The organism is Acidobacteriota bacterium (assembly GCA_016208495.1).
Lineage (GTDB): Bacteria > Acidobacteriota > Blastocatellia > Chloracidobacteriales > Chloracidobacteriaceae > JACQXX01.
In genome coordinates, this window is sequence record JACQXX010000054.1 from 21,124 (window position 1) to 42,797 (window position 21,674).

The 21,674-nt window shown below is 51.8% G+C and carries 19 protein-coding genes; 13 read left to right on the plus strand and 6 right to left on the minus strand.

From position 1 onward, the window contains the following. Positions 1-239: 239 nt before the first annotated feature. Together HY774_09155 and HY774_09160 are read left to right on the plus strand one after the other, a co-directional pair. Complete coding sequence (locus tag HY774_09155) at positions 240-1,409, plus strand: DUF4034 domain-containing protein (protein MBI4748646.1); 1,170 nt, start codon at positions 240-242, stop codon at positions 1,407-1,409. Between the two features lie 59 nt (positions 1,410-1,468). Further along, positions 1,469-1,717 carry a hypothetical protein gene (locus tag HY774_09160; GenBank protein MBI4748647.1) on the plus strand — a complete coding sequence of 83 codons (249 nt, stop codon included), beginning with the start codon at positions 1,469-1,471 and terminating at the stop codon, positions 1,715-1,717. A 249-nt stretch (positions 1,718-1,966) separates the two neighbouring features. On the opposite strand, the gene HY774_09165 is transcribed toward HY774_09160, so the two are convergent. Further along, positions 1,967-4,705 (minus strand): HEAT repeat domain-containing protein, encoded by a 2,739-nt coding sequence (locus HY774_09165; GenBank protein MBI4748648.1) that lies wholly within the window; start codon positions 4,703-4,705, stop codon positions 1,967-1,969. Between the two features lie 447 nt (positions 4,706-5,152). Between HY774_09165 and HY774_09170 the strand changes: the two genes are divergently transcribed. Both HY774_09170 and HY774_09175 read left to right on the plus strand, forming a co-directional pair. Beyond that, positions 5,153-6,049 (plus strand): glycoside hydrolase family 104 protein, encoded by an 897-nt coding sequence (locus HY774_09170; GenBank protein ID MBI4748649.1) that lies wholly within the window; start codon positions 5,153-5,155, stop codon positions 6,047-6,049. A gap of 132 nt (positions 6,050-6,181) precedes the next feature. Further along, on the plus strand, positions 6,182-6,967 hold the full coding sequence (locus HY774_09175) for a hypothetical protein (protein MBI4748650.1): 786 nt from the start codon (positions 6,182-6,184) through the stop codon (positions 6,965-6,967). Here HY774_09175 and HY774_09180 read toward each other — a convergent pair. Then, positions 6,930-7,187, minus strand: coding sequence for a hypothetical protein (locus HY774_09180; GenBank protein ID MBI4748651.1), 258 nt, complete (start codon positions 7,185-7,187; stop codon positions 6,930-6,932). The genes HY774_09175 and HY774_09180 overlap by 38 nt on opposite strands. 75 nt (positions 7,188-7,262) lie before the next feature. Between HY774_09180 and HY774_09185 the strand changes: the two genes are divergently transcribed. The 8 genes from HY774_09185 to HY774_09220 all read left to right on the plus strand — a co-directional run bounded on the left by HY774_09185 (position 7,263) and on the right by HY774_09220 (position 16,713). Beyond that, positions 7,263-7,970, plus strand: coding sequence for a DNA alkylation repair protein (locus HY774_09185; GenBank protein ID MBI4748652.1), 708 nt, complete (start codon positions 7,263-7,265; stop codon positions 7,968-7,970). A 23-nt stretch (positions 7,971-7,993) separates the two neighbouring features. Beyond that, positions 7,994-8,383 carry a VOC family protein gene (locus HY774_09190; GenBank protein ID MBI4748653.1) on the plus strand — a complete coding sequence of 130 codons (390 nt, stop codon included), beginning with the start codon at positions 7,994-7,996 and terminating at the stop codon, positions 8,381-8,383. Positions 8,384-8,554: 171 nt separating this feature from the next. Then, positions 8,555-9,013 carry a GNAT family N-acetyltransferase gene (locus tag HY774_09195; protein MBI4748654.1) on the plus strand — a complete coding sequence of 153 codons (459 nt, stop codon included), beginning with the start codon at positions 8,555-8,557 and terminating at the stop codon, positions 9,011-9,013. Between the two features lie 193 nt (positions 9,014-9,206). After that, complete coding sequence (locus tag HY774_09200) at positions 9,207-10,724, plus strand: amino acid permease (protein ID MBI4748655.1); 1,518 nt, start codon at positions 9,207-9,209, stop codon at positions 10,722-10,724. 284 nt (positions 10,725-11,008) lie between these two features. After that, positions 11,009-11,335: a sulfurtransferase gene (locus tag HY774_09205; GenBank protein MBI4748656.1), complete on the plus strand. Its 327-nt coding sequence runs from the start codon at positions 11,009-11,011 to the stop codon at positions 11,333-11,335. Between the two features lie 98 nt (positions 11,336-11,433). Next, entirely contained in the window at positions 11,434-13,617 is a 2,184-nt protein-coding gene (locus HY774_09210; protein MBI4748657.1) for a bi-domain-containing oxidoreductase, read from the plus strand. A gap of 97 nt (positions 13,618-13,714) precedes the next feature. Next, positions 13,715-15,997 carry a tetratricopeptide repeat protein gene (locus HY774_09215; protein ID MBI4748658.1) on the plus strand — a complete coding sequence of 761 codons (2,283 nt, stop codon included), beginning with the start codon at positions 13,715-13,717 and terminating at the stop codon, positions 15,995-15,997. A gap of 131 nt (positions 15,998-16,128) precedes the next feature. Further along, positions 16,129-16,713 (plus strand): Uma2 family endonuclease, encoded by a 585-nt coding sequence (locus tag HY774_09220; protein MBI4748659.1) that lies wholly within the window; start codon positions 16,129-16,131, stop codon positions 16,711-16,713. A gap of 19 nt (positions 16,714-16,732) precedes the next feature. On the opposite strand, the gene HY774_09225 is transcribed toward HY774_09220, so the two are convergent. From HY774_09225 to HY774_09240, 4 genes are all read right to left on the minus strand, one after another. Beyond that, a complete protein-coding gene (locus HY774_09225) occupies positions 16,733-16,984 on the minus strand; it encodes a hypothetical protein (GenBank protein MBI4748660.1) in 252 nt (83 codons plus the stop codon). Positions 16,985-17,071: 87 nt separating this feature from the next. Then, positions 17,072-18,832: a murein biosynthesis integral membrane protein MurJ gene (murJ, locus tag HY774_09230; protein ID MBI4748661.1), complete on the minus strand. Its 1,761-nt coding sequence runs from the start codon at positions 18,830-18,832 to the stop codon at positions 17,072-17,074. Positions 18,833-18,891: 59 nt separating this feature from the next. Continuing rightward, positions 18,892-19,971 carry an alpha/beta hydrolase family protein gene (locus HY774_09235; GenBank protein MBI4748662.1) on the minus strand — a complete coding sequence of 360 codons (1,080 nt, stop codon included), beginning with the start codon at positions 19,969-19,971 and terminating at the stop codon, positions 18,892-18,894. Between the two features lie 250 nt (positions 19,972-20,221). Beyond that, positions 20,222-21,031: an ATP-binding protein gene (locus tag HY774_09240; GenBank protein MBI4748663.1), complete on the minus strand. Its 810-nt coding sequence runs from the start codon at positions 21,029-21,031 to the stop codon at positions 20,222-20,224. A 336-nt stretch (positions 21,032-21,367) separates the two neighbouring features. Between HY774_09240 and HY774_09245 the strand changes: the two genes are divergently transcribed. Continuing rightward, on the plus strand, positions 21,368-21,646 hold the full coding sequence (locus tag HY774_09245; GenBank protein ID MBI4748664.1) for a ferrous iron transport protein A: 279 nt from the start codon (positions 21,368-21,370) through the stop codon (positions 21,644-21,646). Positions 21,647-21,674: the final 28 nt, after the last annotated feature.

The window sequence follows — 21,674 nt, forward strand, 5'->3', positions numbered from 1 at the left end:
CGCCATTATTGTCTGTTCTGCACTATTCGCAAAGCCGAATTTGCCTGATTGTGGTCGGTTGTTGTTGAGAAAACCTCAAACCAAATCCGGTTTGACTCAAAGCTGTTTTTTTGCCTGGAATCCAACATCTGACTGCGCTAAACTACTGGCCATCACACATAACCAAGCCATTAAATGCTTGCCACTGAGCAGATCACGTCTGCAAAACTGGTAACTCTTTCTTTTTCAAGGAGAATGGTATGAAATCCCAAGGCCGTCTCGCGGTATTGATCGCCCTGTGCGTGGTCCTCTTTGTTGTTGTCGTCGGAGTGGTGGTGCAACAGGTCCTTCCAGAAATCATCCAGCAGGCATACGAGTCCCAGAAACCAGCCAAAGCCAAAAAAGCTCAGAAGCGGAAACCAAGACCGCCGTCTGACATCGTTCCAACTCCTGCCATCCAACAACAACACAAAGAATTTTCGGACTTTCAAAAACAGGTGACTGACCTGTTCAAGCAAAACAAATTTGCCGAACTTGACCAGCTTGCTGGCGAGTTGCGCAAATCCAAAGCCAGGTTCACGGCTGGTGGTAGCTGGAAAATCTTTCGGCTGTATTATGTACTTGATTCCCCACTGGATATTCCTGATGGTGAGGAACCAACCGAAACGGACTGGCAAACATACCTCAAAAAGGTAGAAGGATGGGCGCAACAATCTCCAAACTCGATCACGGCACAGGTGCTCCATGCCGATGCACTGACTGGATATGCCTGGTTTGGCCGTGGGATTGAAACAGCCCCTCACGTCAGCGATGCCCAGTGGAAAATGTTCCATGAACGGCTCGACCTTGCCGAACAAGTGCTGCTGAAAGCCAAAGCACTCCCAGTGAAATGCCCAATGTGGTACTACACCATGCAAACGGTTGCGCTTGGACAGGGGTGGGAAATAGCACGATACGATCAACTTTTTAACGAAGCAACCGCCTTTGAACCAAAGTTTTTTGGCTACTATACCGCTAAAGCCTATTACCTGCTCCCGCGCTGGTATGGAGAGGAAGGCGATTGGGAAGCCTTTGCTGAAGAAACCCGTCTCAAAATCGGTGGCAAAGAGGGTGCATCACTTTATTACCGCATTGCCATGTCGCAGCTTGATTATTACAAACCAGAGGATTACTTCAATGAAACCAACATTTCCTGGTTGTTGATGCGTGATGGGTATCTGGCAACGGAGGAACTCTATGGTCGCAATATTGATGCGTTGCACACCACCGCGAAATTTGCCTTTTGGGCACAGGACCGTGAATCCCTCAAAGTTCTGCTCGAAAAAATCGGAAACGATGTCGAACCCGAATGCTGGCCAAGCATGAAGGCATTTCAGGAGTTCAAAGACTGGGGAATGGGCAAAACCGAGAAGATGCCGGTTGTGAAATAATGGGGTTATCGAAGAATTCCTTCTGTAAATTTTTCCGTGATGGATTCTTTCGAAATAGGTTGAAAATTCAAGGTTTCAGCTTGTTCCAAAGAAACCCATCAAGGAAAAATTTACAGAAGGAAATTATTCAATTCCTGATGCGTGACCGCCAGTTACGACAACGTGACTTATTGCCGGTGTTGGGATCACGAGGCGTAACCTCTAAAATCATCAATGGCAAGCGTTCCCCGAGCAAAGCTCAGGCCAAAGCACTGGGCGAGTTTTTTGGCGTTTCACCCGATTTAGGGCTGAGAGCTTGGGGCGACTGAAGGGATGAGGGATGAGGGATGAGGGATGAAATAAAACCAGTTCTTCCGCCGTCTTCTTCAGCTCCGAGCCACCAGCTTTCACGTGTCGGTTTTTGGTTCTCATCCCGGAGGGATGGAGCAAAGTTAGCCGGTGGTCAGCATCGCTTTGGATGCGCCAGAACGTCATTCAATACCAACGGAAAGGGAACGGGCTTTCTTATCCTGGCGCTTATGGCCCCAAGCCCTCAGCCCTGGTTTTTTCAGCCCTACCTACCTCAAGGCCGTCTGCGGCCAGGCACTGAAAATTTCTTCCAGCCGGACGCCGGTGCGGGTGTCACGGGTGCGGGTCATCCCGGAGGCATCCATGAAAAATGACCGGCGTCCGGTTTCTTCAAATCCAACCGGCGTTGCCAGCACAAAGAAACTTGCTTTGGCGTGGTCACTGGCCTGACTCACGTAGAGCGAAAACCGATAGCCGCTGACTTCGCCCGAAGCAAACTCTTCGTGAATCAGATTTTCGGCCACCAGATCCAGCACGCCGCCATATTCACCTTCACCAGCCCCGGCCTGATAGGTTTCTTCGGCTTCAAGCAACATTCGCATAACATCCAGAATTGCGGCTTCGTTGGCGGCAATCACCGCCGCGCGGGTGGCTGCCGTTGAAGCAGCCGGCGGCGGCGGAAGTGGTTTGGTTGCCGGTTTGGCTCCAGGTGAAGCCGCCGTTGATTTGGTCGCTGGACGAGTCGGGGCTGGTTTTGACGGCTCAGTGCGCGCAATCAACGGCTCATCGGCAGGTTTCGTAGCCGGTTTTGATCCGATTTTCGGCGTGGTTTCTTTTCCAGTTCCAGACGGAGCGGGTTTGGTTGCTGACGGCGTGGGCTTCCCTGGTTGTTTTGAACTTGCCACGACTGGCGGCAAGGTGGCGGTGCCGGTTTTGGATGATTTGGTCACCGGGGTTGTGGTCGGCGTGGTTGAACTCGCAATATCCGCCTTTGGTTCGGCTGGTTCAGTTTTTGGATCAGGAACTGGCTGCGGTTCAACTTTCGGTGGCTGCGGTTTAGGTGGCTGTGGTCTGGAAGCTGTTAGCGTTGGGTCACCCGGAGTCGTGGTTGGAGTCGTCACAGCCGCGACCTTCGGTTCTTTTCCAACGCCTGGCACATCCAGACGGGCAATCCCGAGCTGGTCCAGTGCCATTCCAGCTTTTTCACGCACATCGGGGCTGGCATCCGTTCGATGCGCCCGCCGAAGGGTCTCCGGCAATCGTGGATTGCCTCGATTGGCCAGTTCACCCAGGGCAATCGCCACCTGACTGCGAACATCGGCTTCTTTCTCACTGGTCAGGAGTGCGAGCAACGTGTCTCCGCTCGCGTGAACTTTGCGCCGCAGGAGCCCATCAACCGCCAGCAGGCGAATGTCTTTGGCCGAATCTTTTAAAGCTGCCTGGAGCGCACTGGTTGCTTCAGGAGCATTCAACAAGGTATCAAGCGCGACCAGCGCCCCGCGTCGCAAAATCGGGTCAGCCGCTTTGGTGTGCAATTCAACATCCTTGGCGCTTTCCCCATAGGCTTTAAAGAAAGCATCGAATGTCGCACGTCCTTGGGCAAGCTGTCCGGCATCGTTTTTTCCAACCAGGGTCAACACACCTTTGAGCGCTTCGGGGGTTCGAATCTGCCCCAAGGCAAAGGCCGCTGCGTTTCGGACCTGGGCATCGGTTTCCTGTAATGCAGTGAGCAGGTTTGGAATGGCTTGTTCACGACCGATTTTCCCAAAGGCAAGCACCGCACCGGCTCGCACAGCGGCATTCTGGTCACTCAACGCCGTTTGGAGCGCCGGTAAGGCTCTGGCATCACCGACTTTCCCAAGTCCATCAATTGCCCGGCGGCGCAACCCGGCATCGCTTTCAGAAAGTGATTGCAGCAGCGCATCGGTCGAACGGGAATCTGAATAGTTCCCCAGCGCCTGAATTGCCGTTCCCCGCACCACTTTGTCATTGTCTTTGAGCATTTCGAGGACGACATCCAGGCTGCGCGGTGCGGCAATGCTCCCAATGGCGTCAAGGGCCCGATTGCGCACCCGGACATCTTCATCACGGAGCAGTTCCGTCAGGTTTTCGACGGCGGCTTCATCGCCAATTTTCCCAAGGGCAAACGCGGCGTTGGTTCGCACAAACACATCGCGGTCATAGAGCAATTCAACCAGTGGACGCACCGCCCGGCGGTCTTTGAAACCAGCCAGAGCTTCGGCGGCGGTTGAGCGGACAATCCGATCACTGTCTTTCAAGGCTTCGATGAGCGGTTCAATTGCGCGGGCATCGCCGATTTTTCCAATTGCCAGCGCGGCCCGGCTGCGGACATACGGGCTTGGATCCGTCATAGCTTTGAGCAACGGTTCCACCACCGAGGCATTCCCAATAAACCCAAGCGCTTCGGCGGCACTGGTTCGGACTTCGGGTTCGGCATCCTGGAGTGCAGCCGCAATGGCGCTCACGCTACTGGCGGCCCCAAGTCGGCCCAATGATTTGAGGGCACTGGAACGCACAAAGGCGTCTGTATCCCGGAGCGCCGCCTGCAAATGCACCACCGCCTGTTGATCGCCAAGTCGGCCAAGTGCCAGCGCCGCCGCCCCGCGAACTTCGCTCTGCTGGCTCGACATGGCCTCCAGGAGCGGCTGAACAGCAGCTTTACTGCGGAGCGTCCCGAGGCTTTCAGCCGCAGCCGACCGAACCAGAAAATCAGCGTCTTTGCGAAGCACCTCAACCAGTGGCGCCACGGCCCGTTCGTCACCAGAGCGCCCGAGTTCTTCAACCGCGCGGCGACGGGTTTCACGTTCCGGCGCTTTCAGGTCGCGAAGCCAGGTATCAAAGCGGGCATCCTGAGCAAAGACAGCTTTTGGAGCGAGGCTGCGAGCTTCAACACCATGCATCCAGGTGCCGAGGAGCCAGCCGCCGGCAAGAAAAAAAACACCAGTTCCAATCAAGGCAAAATAAGAGCGAGTCGTGTTGTGCTGCATAAGACAATTCAGGGTTCAGGGTTCAGGGTTCAGGGTTTCTGAAGGGATGAGGGATGAAACCAAGGGATGAGGGATGAGGGATGAAAAAAATCCCTGTCACCTTGTCATTCTGTCACCTTGTCATTCTGTCATTTGTCATCCCGCCAGGGTTTGGAAAATTCTACCTGACCAGATGCCACAGAGCATATCTTTTGGGAAGCAGGAAGCGCCAGTCCCAGGCTCAATCCGATCCAGTCATCGCATTTAATTTAATTAAGTCCAATTGAATTAATTTCTTTCTCGACTTACCAGCTCAAGTGCAGTCAGACATAGAACCACAACTAAAATCTTTCATTACAATAGTTTAAGCAAACAACCAAACCATTTGAACATATATGGCACAGAGGTTGCCTTTGTAACTTACACGAAAGATCAACTTTATATGACCTATTGTTTCGAGGAGTTCAAATGGGAAGCCGACCTACCGTCAAAGCAATTGTGAAGGGCAAACCAGTCGAAGTGCCAACGCTTCTGAGTGCAATCGCCAAGAAGAAAAATCGTGACCCGTTTATAGCGACGAATTACCGCAGTGATGTGTTGCTGGTTCAGGAGCTTTTCAATGTTCTCATCAGACATGCTCATGGTTCTTTAGCCCCATACTTTTCGGAATTACCGGAAAACGGAACCAATGATGAAGGGTATATCCACCTGCTCATCGAAACTCTGCAAAATCGAGAGGGAATTCAAGGGAAAGAACGCGAACTGAACATGATGCTTCCCCAAGGCGAAACCATGAAAGCGCTTGCGGCCAAGGCATTGGATATTCTCTGTAACACCAAAACAGTCCCAGTCTTGCAAACCCTTTCAACCTTTCCCCAAATTCGTGCCATGTTGGAAACCATTGCCTGGGCAGAGGGCTTAAATGATGACTATCGAAGAATTGTCATTGGTATCGTTAAACAAACGCCGAATGGGAAATATAAAGAGTTTATCGGCAAATCCAGCCGTGAAATCGTGATCTCACTCGATGAACATCCGCAGATTTATGTGGATTGGAAAAAAGGAGAAAAGCTCAGTAGTGCAGCCGGGCGCTTTCAACTCGTGTATTCAACCTGGGAAGAAGTACAAAAGATTTATCATTTTCCTGACTTTAGCCCTCGTTCCCAGGAACTGGGTGCCATCGCACGAATGGTTCGGAGAGAGATGATTCGTCCACTGTTAACCAGGAATTATGAGGGTGCGTTCCGGAATGGGAATCGTGAATGGGCAAGTTTCCCAGGTTCTCCCTATGGCCAACATCATAAGTCTATGACGGAAATTGTCGAAGTATACAAAAAGCATCTGGCTTCTTTCCGAAACAAATAAACAAGCTGAGGGTTAAGCTCAAAACCAGATCGCGTTTCCGGGTCGGTACTGACTACTTTAAAGCTTCTTTTCTCAATACTTTATCTGATTTCTCAGAAAACATATCCAACCATCATCCATTTGGAGGCAATGATGAAATCGTATTTCACCTTACTCATTCTTTCGCTGATATTGGTCAGCGTGATCGTCATCCAGACCAGCTATTCTCAAGAACAATCGGCCCCTCGACAACCGGTAAAATTTCTGGCTGGGGCAACCCCGGTCATTGTGGAACCGACTTCCCAATCTCAAGCACCACAAGAACTACCTGCTCCGATCAATCCTGAGCCGGCAATTCAGTCTCAATCAGTCGAAGCAATAACCACTGATGAACCGGAAGAAGTAGAAGATTCAGGACCGCCCCATCTTCGCTTAAAAAATGTGCAAACTGACTTTGGATTTGAAGACAGATCACCAAAAGTGATTCGCCCAGTTCGAATCCCCGATGCAGCCTTTCAAGCGATGTTTCGAGATAAGAAGAGTCGCGAAGTATTTGAATGCTTTGATTCCGAAGAGTATGGAGATAGTTACGATGAGCCTCCGCATTTACCAAGTCGCCAACTGATACAGCTTGCCCGACCAGCGTTGCTCGCCTCTGAAATTGATCTGAATCGAGATGGCCAGCGTGATTTGATTGTGGTAACGAGCGAAGAATTCAGTTGTCTGTGGGGAGGCCATGGTGGTCCATACTGGGTTTTGCTCAAAACACCAAACGGGTACAAAGTGGTACTGACAACCTATGGACTAGGTTTTCATGTCCTGAAACACAAAACCAATGGAATGTACAACCTTAAGTCGAGTTATTTCCAGGGCTACAATGGATACACCAACTACTTTAAATTCAATGGGAAAAAATATATTTTTGATTCAGAGGATTAACAATCCCCAAAAATGAACACGTTGAAAGAACAGATTCAGGCCAGAGAAATAGTGAAGCGATTGAAAAATCCATATTTCTTTGGCCTTTTTTTCCATCTCCAGCCTGATCCTCATTTCCTTTCCGCACTCGAAGATCAAACTCCGAATCAGTCCAAAATTGAGAAAAAGACGGTTCTGCTTTCAATAACTGATTGCTCTTCATTCGGATGACTTGCGCCATACCGGTCACTTCAGTATTGTTTGGCGCACCTTCCGCCGTTCAGGCTAACCGTCACATCCCAACGGAGTTTCAAACATCTTGCTCGACGCTATTCACCTCAAGCTCAGGGAAGCCGCCAACCCTGAGAAAGCCAAAATTTTGCAGCGGTTCTTCAAAACTGGCCCTGGTGGGTACGGCGCTGGCGATGTGTTTTTGGGACTCACGGTGCCGTTTCTGCGTCAGGTCGTCCGTGAATTCCAGACGCTTTCCATGGACAATACGTTGACACTCCTGGCCTCTGAAGTTCACGAGGAACGCATGCTCGCATTGCTCATCTGGGTTCGTCAGTTTGAAAAAGGTAACACCCAGACGAAAAAGACGATCTATGACACTTACCTGCAAAACACCCGCCTGATCAACAACTGGGATCTGGTGGATGCGTCGGCAACATCTATCGTCGGAGGCTGGCTGTTTGAACAAACTGACCGTTCACGCCTGACTGAACTGGCTGTTTCGGAAAACCTCTGGGAACGCCGAATTGCCATGATTGCCACTTTTTACTTCATCCGGCGCAATCACTTTGACGATGCGCTGACCGTCGCGACCCAGCTCCTTTCTGACCGCGAAGACCTCATCCATAAGGCCGTGGGCTGGATGCTTCGCGAAACTGGCAAGCGGGACCTTGCAATTTTGGAAGGGTTCCTTCAAAAACATTACTCCGTTATGCCGCGCACGATGCTTCGGTACGCGATTGAGCGATTTCCTGAAGATCGTCGGCAGCACTATCTCAAAGGAACTCTTTAACCAGCACAGAAAGGAACTCACATATGAGCGAAACTCCGCAAATTGAACTCGGCAAAATTGGATGGATTGACCTGACCATTGAAGATGCAGACAACGTCCGTGATTTTTATAAGTCAGTCGTTGGTTGGGAAACCAGCGATATCAGCATGGGCGACTACAACGACTATTGCATGCATCCACCGGGAAGTGCTCCGGTTGCAGGCGTTTGCCACGCACGTGGCACCAACGTTGGATTGCCCGCGCAGTGGCTGATTTACATCACGGTGGCTGACCTGGAACAGAGCATGGCCCGCTGTGTTGAACTCGGCGGCGAGGTTCTGGTTGCTCCGAAATCAGCCGGCGAACATGGGAAATATTGTGTCATCCGCGATCCGGCAGGTGCCGTTTGTGGGCTTTTTCAGAAAGTTAGCTAACGCCAGATGAGGGACCAGGCCAGATCAAAGGACATAAAGGACATAAGGGATCAAAAGGACTAAAAATTCGAAACCCTGAACCCTGAACCCTGAACCCTGAACCCTGAACCCTGAACCCTGAACCCTGAACCCTGAACCCTGAACCCTGAACCCTGAACCCTGAACCCGAAAATGTTCATTCGCCAGGCGCTTGCCTCAGACGCCAACCACCTTACCAGTCTTGCCCACGCTGCCAAACGGTACTGGAACTATCCGGAACACTGGCTGGCGGCGTGGGAGTCATCACTGACCATCACACCGGAATTCATCAACACTCACCTGGTCTTTGCAGCCTGCGAAAATGATCAAATCCTTGGATTTTATGCACTTACCCAGGAGAGATCAGACTGGTTTCTCGAACATTGCTGGGTGCGGCCAGAATCCATCGGCACGGGAATTGGTCGCCAGTTGTTTGAACACGCAGTTAAAACGGCCCGCGCCGCCGGAATTCCCAGCCTTCTGATTGATGCCGACCCGTTTGCGGCTCCGTTTTATGAGCGAATGGGCGCCCGGCACGTTGGCACGATTCCTGCACCAGTTCCCGAACAGCCGGAGCGCACGCTCCCACGATTGCGAATTGGAGTGAGTTGAAAAAACCAGGGCTGAGGGCTTGGGGCTGAGAAAACCAGGGCTTGGGGCAATCGAGGGATGAAATAAAACCAATTCTTCAGCCCGATGTTTTCAGCCCTCAACCCCAAGCCCTCAGCCCTGGTTTTCTCAGCCCGATTTTTCTCGCTTTGGTGTTCTCAAATTTCAAACTCTGCCTGGAAGGAATCACAACACTATGTCCACTTCGACCGATGGGGTAGCCCCGTCAACTGCCCACAAGACGTCTTCAGAAACAGAATTTGCCAAAGGTCTCGGACTCTTTGATTCGATGATGGTGGTGGTCGGAGTCATGATCGGCTCCGGTATTTTTATTGTTTCGGCGGATATGGCGCGACTCCTCGGGAGCCCAGGCTGGTTGCTGGCGGCCTGGGTCGTCACAGGCATTCTGACAATTGCCGCAGCGCTGTCGTATGGCGAACTGGCCGCCATGATGCCACGCGCTGGTGGACAGTATGTGTATTTGCGCGAAGCATTTTCGCCAATGTGGGGGTTTCTCTACGGCTGGACGCTGTTTATGGTCATTCAGTGCGGCACCATTGCAGCAGTTGGCGTGGCCTTTGCTCGATTTCTGGGCGTGTTGTGGTCTCCGGTTTCAGAAACCAGCTATCTCATTTCACCCAGACACATTACGAGCAGCTATGCGGTGTCCCTGTCCTCAGCCCAACTGGTCGGAATCCTGGTGATTGTCTTTCTGACCTGGATGAATTCCCGTGGGCTGGAATATGGCAAGATTGTCCAGAATATCTTTACCATCACCAAAACCGGCGCCTTGCTGGGGTTGATTTTGCTGGGGTTGCTGGTCGGATGGAACGCCACGGCGGCCAATGCCAATTTTGGGAATCTCTGGACACCGCGCAGCTTCACACCGATTGTCCCTGGGTTGGATGTCACGACAACTTTCGGCCTCTTTGTCGGGATTTGCGTTGCGCAGGTTGGGTCGCTCTTCTCAGCCGATGCCTGGAATAACATCACGTTTACGGCTGGTGAAGTGCGCAACCCACAACGGAATCTGCCGCTTTCGCTGGCACTTGGCACCTTGATCGTGATTTCGCTCTATCTGCTGGCCAACGTTGCCTATCTGGCCGTGTTGCCGCTGGAGCAAATCCAGAATGCACCGTCAGACCGTGTCGCGACCGCCACCATCAACGCCATTTTCCCTGGCATGGGCGCCATGGTGATGGCTGTGGCGATTATGATCTCGACCTTTGGCTGTCTGAATGGAATCATTCTGGCTGGGGCGCGGGCCTACTACGCCATGGCCAAAGACGGCCTGTTTTTTGCGGCGGCGGGACGTCTCAATAGCGCGAAAGTTCCTGGCTGGGCCTTGATGATTCAGGGAATTTGGGCCGCGACACTGGTGCTGCCACGAACCTTTGACGTTCAAAGCAAAACCTACGGCAACCTCTATGGCAACCTGCTTGATTACATTGTGTCGGCGGCGGTGTTGTTTTATATCCTGACCATTCTGGCGGTGTTTCGGTTGCGCCAGACGCGTCCACATGCGGAACGACCATACAAAACTGTCGGGTATCCATTTGTCCCAGCGCTGTATTTGATCGGTGCGAGCGTGATCCTGGTGGTCCTCTTTATCTACCGTCCAGCCACGACCTGGCCGGGGCTTTTGATTGTGTTGAGCGGCGTTCCCATCTATGCCTTCTTGAAGAATCGGGCTGGTTTGGTGAAGAATGGCTGACGAAATCAGGGGTCAGGGGTTCTGAAGGGATGAGGGATGAAAGATGAGGGATGAAAAAAATCCCCTGGTCATTCTGTCATCTGAGGCTCAGGGTTTTCGAACTTTGGCCCTGTATACCGGTTTCGTCCTTTTTGCCTTTCAGGCCGTAAACGACCTGCCTCAATTCAGCCACCGCTACGCGGCGAAAACCTGGATAGGTGACAAGGAGACAGAGGCATTTTTTTCATCCCTCATCCCTCATCCCTCATCCCTTCTGAAAACCCGGAACCCGGAACCCTCATCCTATGGCCAGTTTTCAACAACTCACACCTCAAGAAGTCAAAGCCCGCCTTGATGCTGGTGACACAATTGTGTTGCTCGACGTGCGCGAGCGGCAGGAATTTGAATTTAACCACCTTGAAGGCGCCGTCTTTCGTCCGTTGAGCCAGATTCACACCTGGGTCAAGGAACTCGATAAAACCAAAGAATACGTGGTGTATTGTCACCACGGCATGCGCAGCCAGCAGGCGTGTATGTTTATGTACCACAACGGTTTCCAGAAATTGAACAACCTGTATGGAGGGATTGACCTCTGGTCGCACGATGTTGATCCCACGGTACCGGTCTACTAAAAAGAGGGTTGAGGGTTGAGGGCTGAGGGTAGAAAATGCCAGATTTCACTGGTTGAAAAGCCCTCAGCCCTCAGCCCTCAGCCCTCAGCCCTAATCGAATGAAACAAATCGTCCAAAACTTTAAAACTGGGGAACTTCTCGTCGAAGAACTGCCCCCTCCTGCCTTGAAACCGGGCGGTGTGCTGGTCCACACCGCCTACTCACTGATCAGCGTTGGCACCGAACGCACCACGGTTGAAACCGGCCAGAGTTCTTTGATTGGAAAAGCGCTCAAACGGCCTGACCTGGTCAAACAGGTCTGGAATACCTTTCGGCGCGAAGGATTGCGCAGCACCTATGAAAAAGTAACGGCCCGACTCGAAGCCACCAAGGCCCTTGGGTACAGCTCTGCCGGAATTGTGCTTGAAGTCGGCGACGGGATTGACGAATTTCGCCCCGGCGATCTGGTAGCCTGTGCCGGTGTCGGTTATGCCTCACACGCTGAAATCAACTTCATTCCGCGCAACCTCTGTACCCGCATCCCGGAAGGTGTCGGGCTGGACGCGGCGGCCTACACCACGCTGGGCGCCATTGCGATGCAGGGTGTCCGTCAGGCCAAAGTCGAACTCGGTTCCTGTGTGGTCGTGATTGGGCTGGGATTGCTTGGCCAGATCACCGTGCAACTGCTCAAAGCCGCTGGATGCCGGGTGTTTGGCATTGACCTGTCACCAAGAGTTCTCGAACTGGCGAAAAAATCAGGCGCCGATGCCGTCTGCCTGCGCAGTGAAGACACACTCAAGGCCCAGTGCGAAGCATTCACCTATGGACGCGGCGCCGATGCAATTATCCTCACGGCAAGCACTGAAAAGGCTGACCCGGTTGAACTTGCCGGGGAACTGGCTCGGGACCGGGCCCGCGTGGTGGTGGTCGGCGCGGTCAAAATGGACATTCCCCGCGAGTACTATTTCCGCAAAGAGCTTGAACTCTGTCTCTCGCGCTCATATGGACCAGGCCGCTATGACCCGGTCTATGAAGAAGGCGGAATTGATTACCCTATCGGCTATGTGCGCTGGACTGAACGCCGCAACATGGAGGAATTTCTCCGGCTGGTGGCCAGCGGCGCCGTCAAAACCGACTTCTTGACCTCGCATCGGTTTTCGGTCGAACGTGCCCGCGACGCCTATGACGTCATTCTGGGCAAAACCAACGAACCCGTCTGCGGCGTCCTGATTGAATATCCAAAAGCTCCGGCTGGGACACCGCCGATTAGAAAATTGCTCACGGCGGGCGCGGCGGGGAAACCCAAATCAGGTGACATCGGCGTTGGCTTCATCGGCGCCGGGAATTTTGCCACCGCGACGCTCCTGCCGCCGCTCAAAGCGATTTCGAAAGTCAACCTGACCGGCGTGGTGACCTCAACCGGTATTTCAGCCAAGAACACCGCCAGCCGGTTCAAGTTTGAATACTGTTCGTCTGATTTTCGCGAACTTCTCACCGACGGCAAAACCAACGCGGTCTTTATTGCGACCCGGCACAATCTGCACGCACAGATGACAATGGAGGTCCTGCGAAGTCGCGCCGCCGTGTTTGTTGAAAAACCACTGTGTTTGACAGAAGAGGAACTCAAGGAAATTGTGGCAGTTCACGCTCAAAGCGAACAGATTCTGCTGGTTGGCTTTAATCGCCGGTTTTCTCCGCTGGCCCAAACCATCAAACAACGAATCGGCAAACGGAGCGGTCCGGCTACCATTAGCTATCGCGTCAATGCCGGGTTTATTCCTAAAGACAGTTGGATTCAGGATCCGCACGAAGGCGGCGGACGCATCATGGGCGAAGTTTGCCACTTTGTAGATATGATCCAGTTCCTGACCGGGGCCGAACCAGTGCGGGTCTTTGCGGAAACGGTTTCGTCCGGAAGCGAAAAAAATACCGATGCCGACACGGTTCAAATCGTGATCAAACTTTCGGATGGGTCGGTTGGGCACATTACTTACATTGCGGTTGGCGATACCAGCTTCCCCAAAGAACGGGTCGAATATTACGGCGATAACTCCGTGGCCGTGATTGACGATTATGTTCAGGGAAGTTTCACCCGCCATGGCAAAACTGAAACCCTCAAAGGCGGGGCTCAGGACAAAGGTCACCGCAACGAAGTCGAGGCATTTATCAAAGCGGTGGCTGAAGGCAAGGAAAGCCCGATTCCCTTCCGTTCGCTGGCCTTGACTACGCTCACCACGCTGAAAATCTGCGAGTCTATCGCCACGGGTCAACCGGTGCGCGTCAATCCAGCGGATATTTTTTAGTTACGGGTGCCTGGTGTTTCGTTCCTGGCTATTCTTCGAAGATACTGATTCCTAAGCACTAAGCACCAGGTACAAAGCACCAGTCACCAGGCACTCCATGGAAAACCACCCTGCCGAAACCAACTCTGTTTCCTCGCCAGCATTCGCCTTCCCCTTCTTCAATCTTTCGACACGACACCTTTTCTTGCTCGCCACGGTTGTGCTGGGTGGGGTGATTCTGGCGGTGTTTGGGTTGGCGCTGAACTTTGAGCTGCTTGAGTATGACTCTGAAACCTATATTCTGCGCGACTACGCAATTCGAGTTTTGGACTGGGATCATATTCAAGCCATCTTTCGAAGCTACTACTTTATCAATTACAACCCTTTGCAGCGCATCTCCTACATGATTGATTACAATCTATGGGGATTGGAACCGGCTGGGTTTCGGACAACCAATATTCTGCTGCACTGGATAGCGACAGTGTTTGTTTTCCTGTTTTGTTATGAGTTGACGTCTCGCCCATCAGTCGCCTGGTTAACCTCACTGGTATTTGCGATTCATCCAACCCGAGTTGAAAATGTCGTCTGGCTAGCCCAGCGCAAAGATGTACTGTCAGCCGCGTTTGGATTTGCTGCGATGTGGATGTATGCCAAAACTGGGCAACCTGAAGGATACCGTCCGCCCATCCCGTTCGCTGAAAATCTTGAACAACCAGCTTCTGATTCGACTTCCTCTCAGTCTCCACCACTGGTCTCGGCCTGGTATCTTGGGAGTTTGCTGATGTATATCGGGGCGCTGGCATCAAAAGCGCAGTGGGTACCGTTGTGCGGAGCGGTGGTTTTGCTGGATGTATATCGCCGACGGACCATTGATCGCGGAGTGATGCTCTCATATGTCCCATTTTTTGGGTTGAGCCTGCTCTTTGCCTGGCTGGCGATTGATTCGCAACTGGTTTCAACTGGAAGATCCCAGGCAGTCCAGTTGACCACCTTGGAGTTTTTGACCAACCCGCTACTGGATTTGATGTTCTACCTCAAGCAAGTTTTTTGGCCAGTAACCTTGCTGCCACGCCATACCCGGATCACCAATAGCCCGGCAATGGTTCTTCTCTCAATCATATTGGTCGGAGGATGCCTTGCTGGGATGGTCAAAAGCTGGCAACAGAACCGTGTCTGGTTTTTTGGATTTGGTTGGTTCCTGGCCTTTTTGGCCCCGATGCTCAATCTGGTACCCGGTACAATCCTCCCAGCAGACCGCTATCTGTATGTTTCACTTGTCGGTCTGGTGTTTCCACTGGCTCTGTGGCTGAGTCAGTACTCAGTCAAAATGATTTGGGTAACTGGCCTGATTCTGACGCTGTTTTTGGGTGGGAAGACACTCTCCACAATCCCAATCTGGCAAAATGATCTGACCTTATGGACACACATCACTCAAAACTCAGAGAGTGATCAACTGGCACTGGGCAATTTGATGAAAGCCCAGGTTGATGCCGGTCAGTACACCGCGGCTCGTCAGACCTATGAACGAGCCCTGGCCCGATCTGACCGATATCTGCGGATCTTTGAGGTCGCTTCGATCCTTGAAAGCAAAACTGGCGGCGACGCCGGAGCGCCATTGCTCCTGGGAATCCAAACCACGCGATATTCCGGCCCGCTGGTGGCACGGTATGGAAAACATTTTCTCGCCAGCCGCAATTACCCGGAAGCAGAAAAGTGGCTCACCCAGGCATACACCATGGATTTTGGGGCCGATACCAGCCTGGACCTGGCCGATCTTTATGTCCAGACTGGTCAACTTGAGAAAGCCTTGCCGTATGCAGTTGCAGCCCTTGAAGCCAATCCATTTCATCCTGAAGCCTGGCGGATACTTGGCACGCTGAAACTCCAGACAGCAAACCAACAGGCCCGAAGTGGCAAAGGAACCGATGCCCAGGCTACATTGATCGAAGCCGCCCAGATGTTTCAGTTAAGCCTCCAGCATAATCCAGACCAGGCCAAGCCCCAGATTGGACTGGCCCGCATTGCCCTGCAACAAAAAAATCTGGCTGAAGCTCAAAAATGGATGCGTGACATTCCAGTAGGCCGCATTCCCAAAGCCCGCATTCCAGCCGATGGCTACCTCGTCTGGGCTGATATTTACCGCCAGCAAAACCAACCATTTGCAGCGCTTGGCACCTTGATCGAAGCGACCCAGGTTGAAGACGCTCCACCCTACTGGCTTGAACTGGCCCGCCAGCAGGTCAGCATGCGGCGTGATGCCCGCCCGGCACTGGAACGCGGCTTCAAACAACTCGATGCTAAATCACAACTTGAATTGGAACAGGATCCAGTATTGGGATCGCTCGTGAAGGAATTGTTTCCAAAAGTGGAAAAATCAGGTCAGTTGCCGCAATCAAAATAGTCATAGGAACCCCCAGAAACCGGGGACCACCAAAAAGCCATTTTATAGTGTATCAAGCGAACTGATGGTTTAAACTCCCTGGCAAAGCACGCAACGTGTTGTTTTTCTTTTTCTTTCATTTCAGAGGTTTTATGTCTGCGCTTCCAAAACCGAAATACACACTGGAAGAATACCTGGAACTTGACCATCGGTCCGAAGAACGGCTTGAGTTTTGGGACGGCGAAATCTACGCCATGAGCGGAGGGAGCTTACGGCATGACGATATCATCATCAATCTCATTAGCTTGTTGAAAAATCGTCTCCCAAATGGCCATCGATGTCGGGTTTCAGGAACTGAAGCCCGGATTAAAGCACCGGCTTCCCCCTCGCCATATCATTATGCCGATGCCAGTGTTACCTGTGGTGACCGCGAGGTCGAATTGCTCGGCAAACAGGAATTACTCGCCAACCCGGTGTTGATTATCGAGGTTCTTTCACCAACCAGCGAAGCGTTTGACCGGGGCGACAAATTTACCTTCTACAAATCAATTCAATCATTTCGTGAATATCTTCTGGTTGCCCAGCACCGTCCGCATGTAACGCACTTTTTCAAAACAGATGCCGGCGAATGGAAGTATGAAGAATTCAACGGTCTGGTAGATACGGTTGAACTGACGACAGTTGGGATTTCGTTGACGTTAAATGAGATCTATGAGGGAATCAGCTTTGGAGGGTGAGAGAACTGCGGTATGGAATTCAGGAAACTACAAATTCTCCAATCAGATACTCAGTTACAACGTCTTTCAAGTCATCATCGGTTAGTGTTGCACCCGATGGCCTGGCGATGCCAATCAATTGCTCGGCTCTCATTCCAGGTGTCAAATCAATAGCTCGAAGCTGGGCAGAATTTGAAGTCAGCGTTTTTCCAACCAGAATCTCCAGAGCAAGGAGCCGACGTTCATCCAATGGAAGCAGGTTGATTTCTTTTAACAACTCCTGGCGTGTCATAAAAACTCCCTCCCTTTCAACAATCTTGTTTCAATTGACTTTCAACCCGGTGTTATTTTCGAGTGTATCTTAACTTTTTAATTTGCGCTATTTGAGCACCTTTCCAAGAAATGCCTGGAGCGCACGATCAAACTCCTCAACCTTCAGTACACGGCAAACCACAGCAAAAGCAAGACTTGCAAGACCAATTGTCAGTGTGAGTTGGACACAACGTAACCAGAAGCTACTGGCTTGCCAGAAATGGACACATCCCCAGGCGGTTACCGAAAGCAGACCAGACGCCACCAGAATTTTCAGGAATCCCTCCCAAAAAGCCCCTTCCAATCGCTGCCGGGTATGCTGTTTGAGCAGCCACACCAACATCACAAATTCAATCAGAATCACCCCTGCCGTCGAAAGTGCCAGCCCGGTGTGGCCAAAGTGAAAGACCCGGACCAGCAGATAATTCAATCCAAAATTGAGCAATACTGAGCCAACACTGAGCAGCACCGGTGTTCGTGTATCGTGCAGCGAATAAAACACCGGCGCCAGCACTTTGATTGCGGCATACCCAGTCAACCCCAGGGCATAACATCCGAGCGCCGAAGCCGTCGCCTGTGTATCAACTGCTGTAAACTTCCCGTGCTCGTAAATCACAGCTACAATGAGCTTTCCCAGTACAGCTAGCCCACAGGCCGATGGAATACACAGCACCATCACCAGCCCCAGTGCCTGTGAAATCTGGCGCTGAAGATCAGAGAAATCTCGCCGACTCGCTGCCCGCGCCATGGCTGGAAACGTCGTGGTGGCAATCGCCACGCCAAAAATGCCAATCGGGAATTGAATCAATCGAAAACTATAGTTGAGCCATCCAACCGGACCATTTCCCAGTTCCGAAGCAAAATAGGTGTTGATGAAAACGTTGATTTGCGTAGCGGCACCACCAATCACTGCCGGGAGAAACAACCACAGCACCCGCCGGACATCCGGGTCAGTCATCGAAACTGTTGGAGCATACCGGTATCCAGCCGACCACAGGCCCGGCAGTTGAATGACAATTTGCAATGTTCCGCCAATTAACGTTCCAGCCGCCATTCCGAAAATGGCCAGCGCGACGCGGCTTGTATCCACCTGGTCAGGGTGTTGCAGACCAGCCAGCACGCGAGCCATTCCAAACACATACTCTGGCGCCAGCCAGCCAGCACAGGCGAGACCTCCGAAAATTGCGCCGACGTTGAAACTGGCCGAGGCAAATGATGGCGCGGCAAACTGTTCTCGGGCATTGAGCGTGCCCATCAGGAGTGATGCCAGAAACACCATTCCGACAAATGGCCACATCAATCGGGCCAGCCCCACCGTCAAATCAGCTTTGCCAGGAATGCCGCCAAACCCTGGGGCAATCAGTTCCATCAATTGCGGTTGAAACCAGACTCCGGCCACAACCACCAGCCCGGAAAGCAAAAGCAGCACATGCAGAACGCGATTGACCAGCGTCCACAGTGCTGCTTCTCCATGCGTTGCAAGCTTTTGTGAAAAAACCGTGACAAAAGCCGTTGAGAGACCGCCTTCGGAGAACAAATCCCGCAACAGATTGGGAATCCGAAAAGCGGTAACAAAAGCATCGTACTCCAGCCCGGCACCAAACAAGATGGCAAAAACTTGTTCGCGAACCAGCCCTAAAATTCGACTGCTTAGAATGGCAAATCCAACAAAGCCAGCGTTTCGGGTTCGGGGTTCGGGGTTCGGGGTTCGGGGTTCGGGGTTCGGGGTTCCGGGTTTTTGAAGGGCTGAAAAATCCAGGGCTGGGGGCTGGGGGCTCAGGGCTGAAGGAACCTCTGGTGTCCCATTGCCCCCTTGTCCTTGTGTCATTCTGTCACCTTGTCACCCTGTCCCCTTGTTACCTGTCACCTTGTCCTCTTGTCACCCTGTCACTTCAAATACTTCACCATATGTTTGCCCATCAGGTAGCCGTCATAAAACTTGAACGGGAATTCGCCCGAAGTGTAGTGACCACAGGGCATCCAGGCAGTCTGGTATGGAATCCGGCAGCGTTCAAACTCGCTCATCAACTGGCGTGACAGATGCGGCAGGAAGGTCATGTCGTATTGCGCTGAAATCAAAAGGGTTTTGTGGCCATGATGGATTTCGTTGCGCAGCCGCTTGACGAATGGCTGGGGACTAATGGCCATCCAGTAGTTGCGTAGATCCGCTCTTTGGACCTGCCCTTCAAGCCCATCCCGGACGTGGCGGGTTGAGATGCCGGTCCAGACGACGTCTGCAAAGTAACTTGAAACGTGGTTAAACGCCCCAACCCGTATCCGAGGGTCGTGAACATAACTCAGGAAACTGATACAGGAGCCAATACTGGTGCCGACAATGCCAAACCGTGTATACCCAAGCGTTTCCAGCCAGGTAATGATGGATCGGACATCCTGCACCGCCTGACGGCACGCCTGCAGCGTCCGGCCAATATTGGGGCTCACCATATAGTCGGCCCGCATTTGATTTTGTGGTTTGCGACTGTCGTGATAGGGCAGGCTCAGGCGAACCGCTGCCATCCCCAGCTTATTCATCATCTGACACACGGCGACATGTCCGCGAATGTCGGCATTCCACTGCGGCAGGACAATCACCACCGGCGGCATCTCCCCGGAACCATTCTTTTTGGCAGTGACGGGAAAGTAGCGGGCATAGGCTATATTGTTGGTTTCATAGGGAGTTTGAACCGTGCTGCGAAACGTGAGCCAGTTATCGTGAAAGTGCCATTCCGGGACTTCAGCCGGAGTGAAAAAGGCATCACTGTTGGCCACGACCTTTGCATTGTATTCCATCAGGAACTGGTGCGGATCAGTCAGGGCAATATCTTCAAACGGAAAGGGTTCCGGAAGATAGGCATTCATATCCGCCAGATGTTCGAGACCCCACGTAAACGGGTCGGCTCGACGATTGCGGTCACGGGTTGAAAGGTGAACTTCCCAGCGGTGAATCCAGTCTTTTAGAAGGGCCATAATTCCAAGGATGAATTATGAATTATGAATTATGAATTCTCAGAGGATAAAACCCGTGCTTTTTCAATTGGATAGTTTTTCTTTATTAACTATTCAATCTCACACTCAGCATCATCTATCACTTTACAACCCAATGATTCTTCCATAATTCATAATTCATAATTCATAATTCATAATTCGTTAAGCGGCATAAAGGCGGCGGTGACAATAAATCACAGCCGCCTTTCAATTTGCAAAAGAGAATAAATGGTCAGCGAATCAAAGAAGGTTGGGTTTTATAGGTCAGGACTTTTTTCCGGTAGTCATCGCCCTGTACCAGAATCGTTTTACACATTTCATACAGCCGTGATCGAAGGCGTGCCCCAACCCGATCTGTCAACGTTTCTTCTCCAGGTTTCGTCCCCGGCAAGGGCGTGTCCAGATAGTTTGAAGTGATAATGGTAATTTTCTTCTCGTTGTACCGGGTGTTGATAATCTGGGTAATCGTATCCTGAACCCAGGCAGTTGGCTTATTGGCGCCAAGCTCATCCAGTACAAGCACTTCAGCTTTGTACACTGGATCAAGCACGGCTGATTCCGTTGCGTGAGTGTTGGGGTTATAGCTTCCCTGAATCTCTTTTAACAAATCGCGAAAGTCATAAAACAGGCAGGGTACATTTTTCCAGGTAATCAACTTGTTGATCACCGCTGCGGACAAATGGGTTTTCCCCACGCCACAGGGGCCTAAAAACAGTAACCCGTAATCAATTGCCGGGTACTCTTTCAAGAAATGGTGACAGTCCTGTTGGGCGCGAGCCTGCGACGTGTGCTCGGGTGAATTGGGTTTCCCTTGAGGGTAATAATTGGACAACGTGCAATTCTTAAAGCGAATTGGAATCCGGGCCCGGGTGAGTAAAGTATCCTGTTGATTGGTCTTCCGGCACGAACAAGGGCGAGATTGGCGAAGTGCTGGCAGAAACTCCCAGCCCGTACCCCGACACTTGGTGCAGGTAGACGACTCAGGTTCTACTGGTTCAGGCTGGAGGTCTGAATAGAGATTGAGCTGATCTGGAGCTGACATAAGACACCTATGGTGATTCCCAGTCCCACGTGACTGAGACCACACCGGCTTGTTTTTCTTTTGGAGTATAAACTGCTGAACCCTTGTCGAGCTGCTCACGGGTGAGAGCATCGGCAAGTATCGTTGAAGGTTGCTCAAAAATCAAGCGTGGCGACAGGGTTTTCCCACGCAGGTGACTGCAAAAATCTGACCTATTTTTTGCCCGAAAGCATCGGGAAAACTTGACCAGGTCTCATTGATTTTGAAAACACTTTTCAAGTAGTATCCATTTTTCTGAACACACTTCTTCATTTTGCCAGGCTTGCCCCTGAAATTTTTAAGTACCCGTGGAGCCTTATGACCAGACTTCGTGCTCTCCTTTCTCCGTTCACTTCCCTAAAAACCTCTTCCAAACTTCCCCAAAAATTGGTTGAGGTTCCCGCCGGTGTACGAGTTCGCATTCGTGGGTTTGAAACGATGGAAGGCACTGAAACGCTACGGGAACGCGGCCTGTGCGAAGAAGCCGAAGTTCGGGTCCTCAAAGCCGGTGATCCGCTTGTCTGTCTGGTCTTTGGCAGCCGCCTGATTTTGAACCGCACCATCGCCGAAGGCATCCTGGTTGAGGTTTTGGGCTAGAGCGAAAGAGCACACAAAAGCGAGTAAC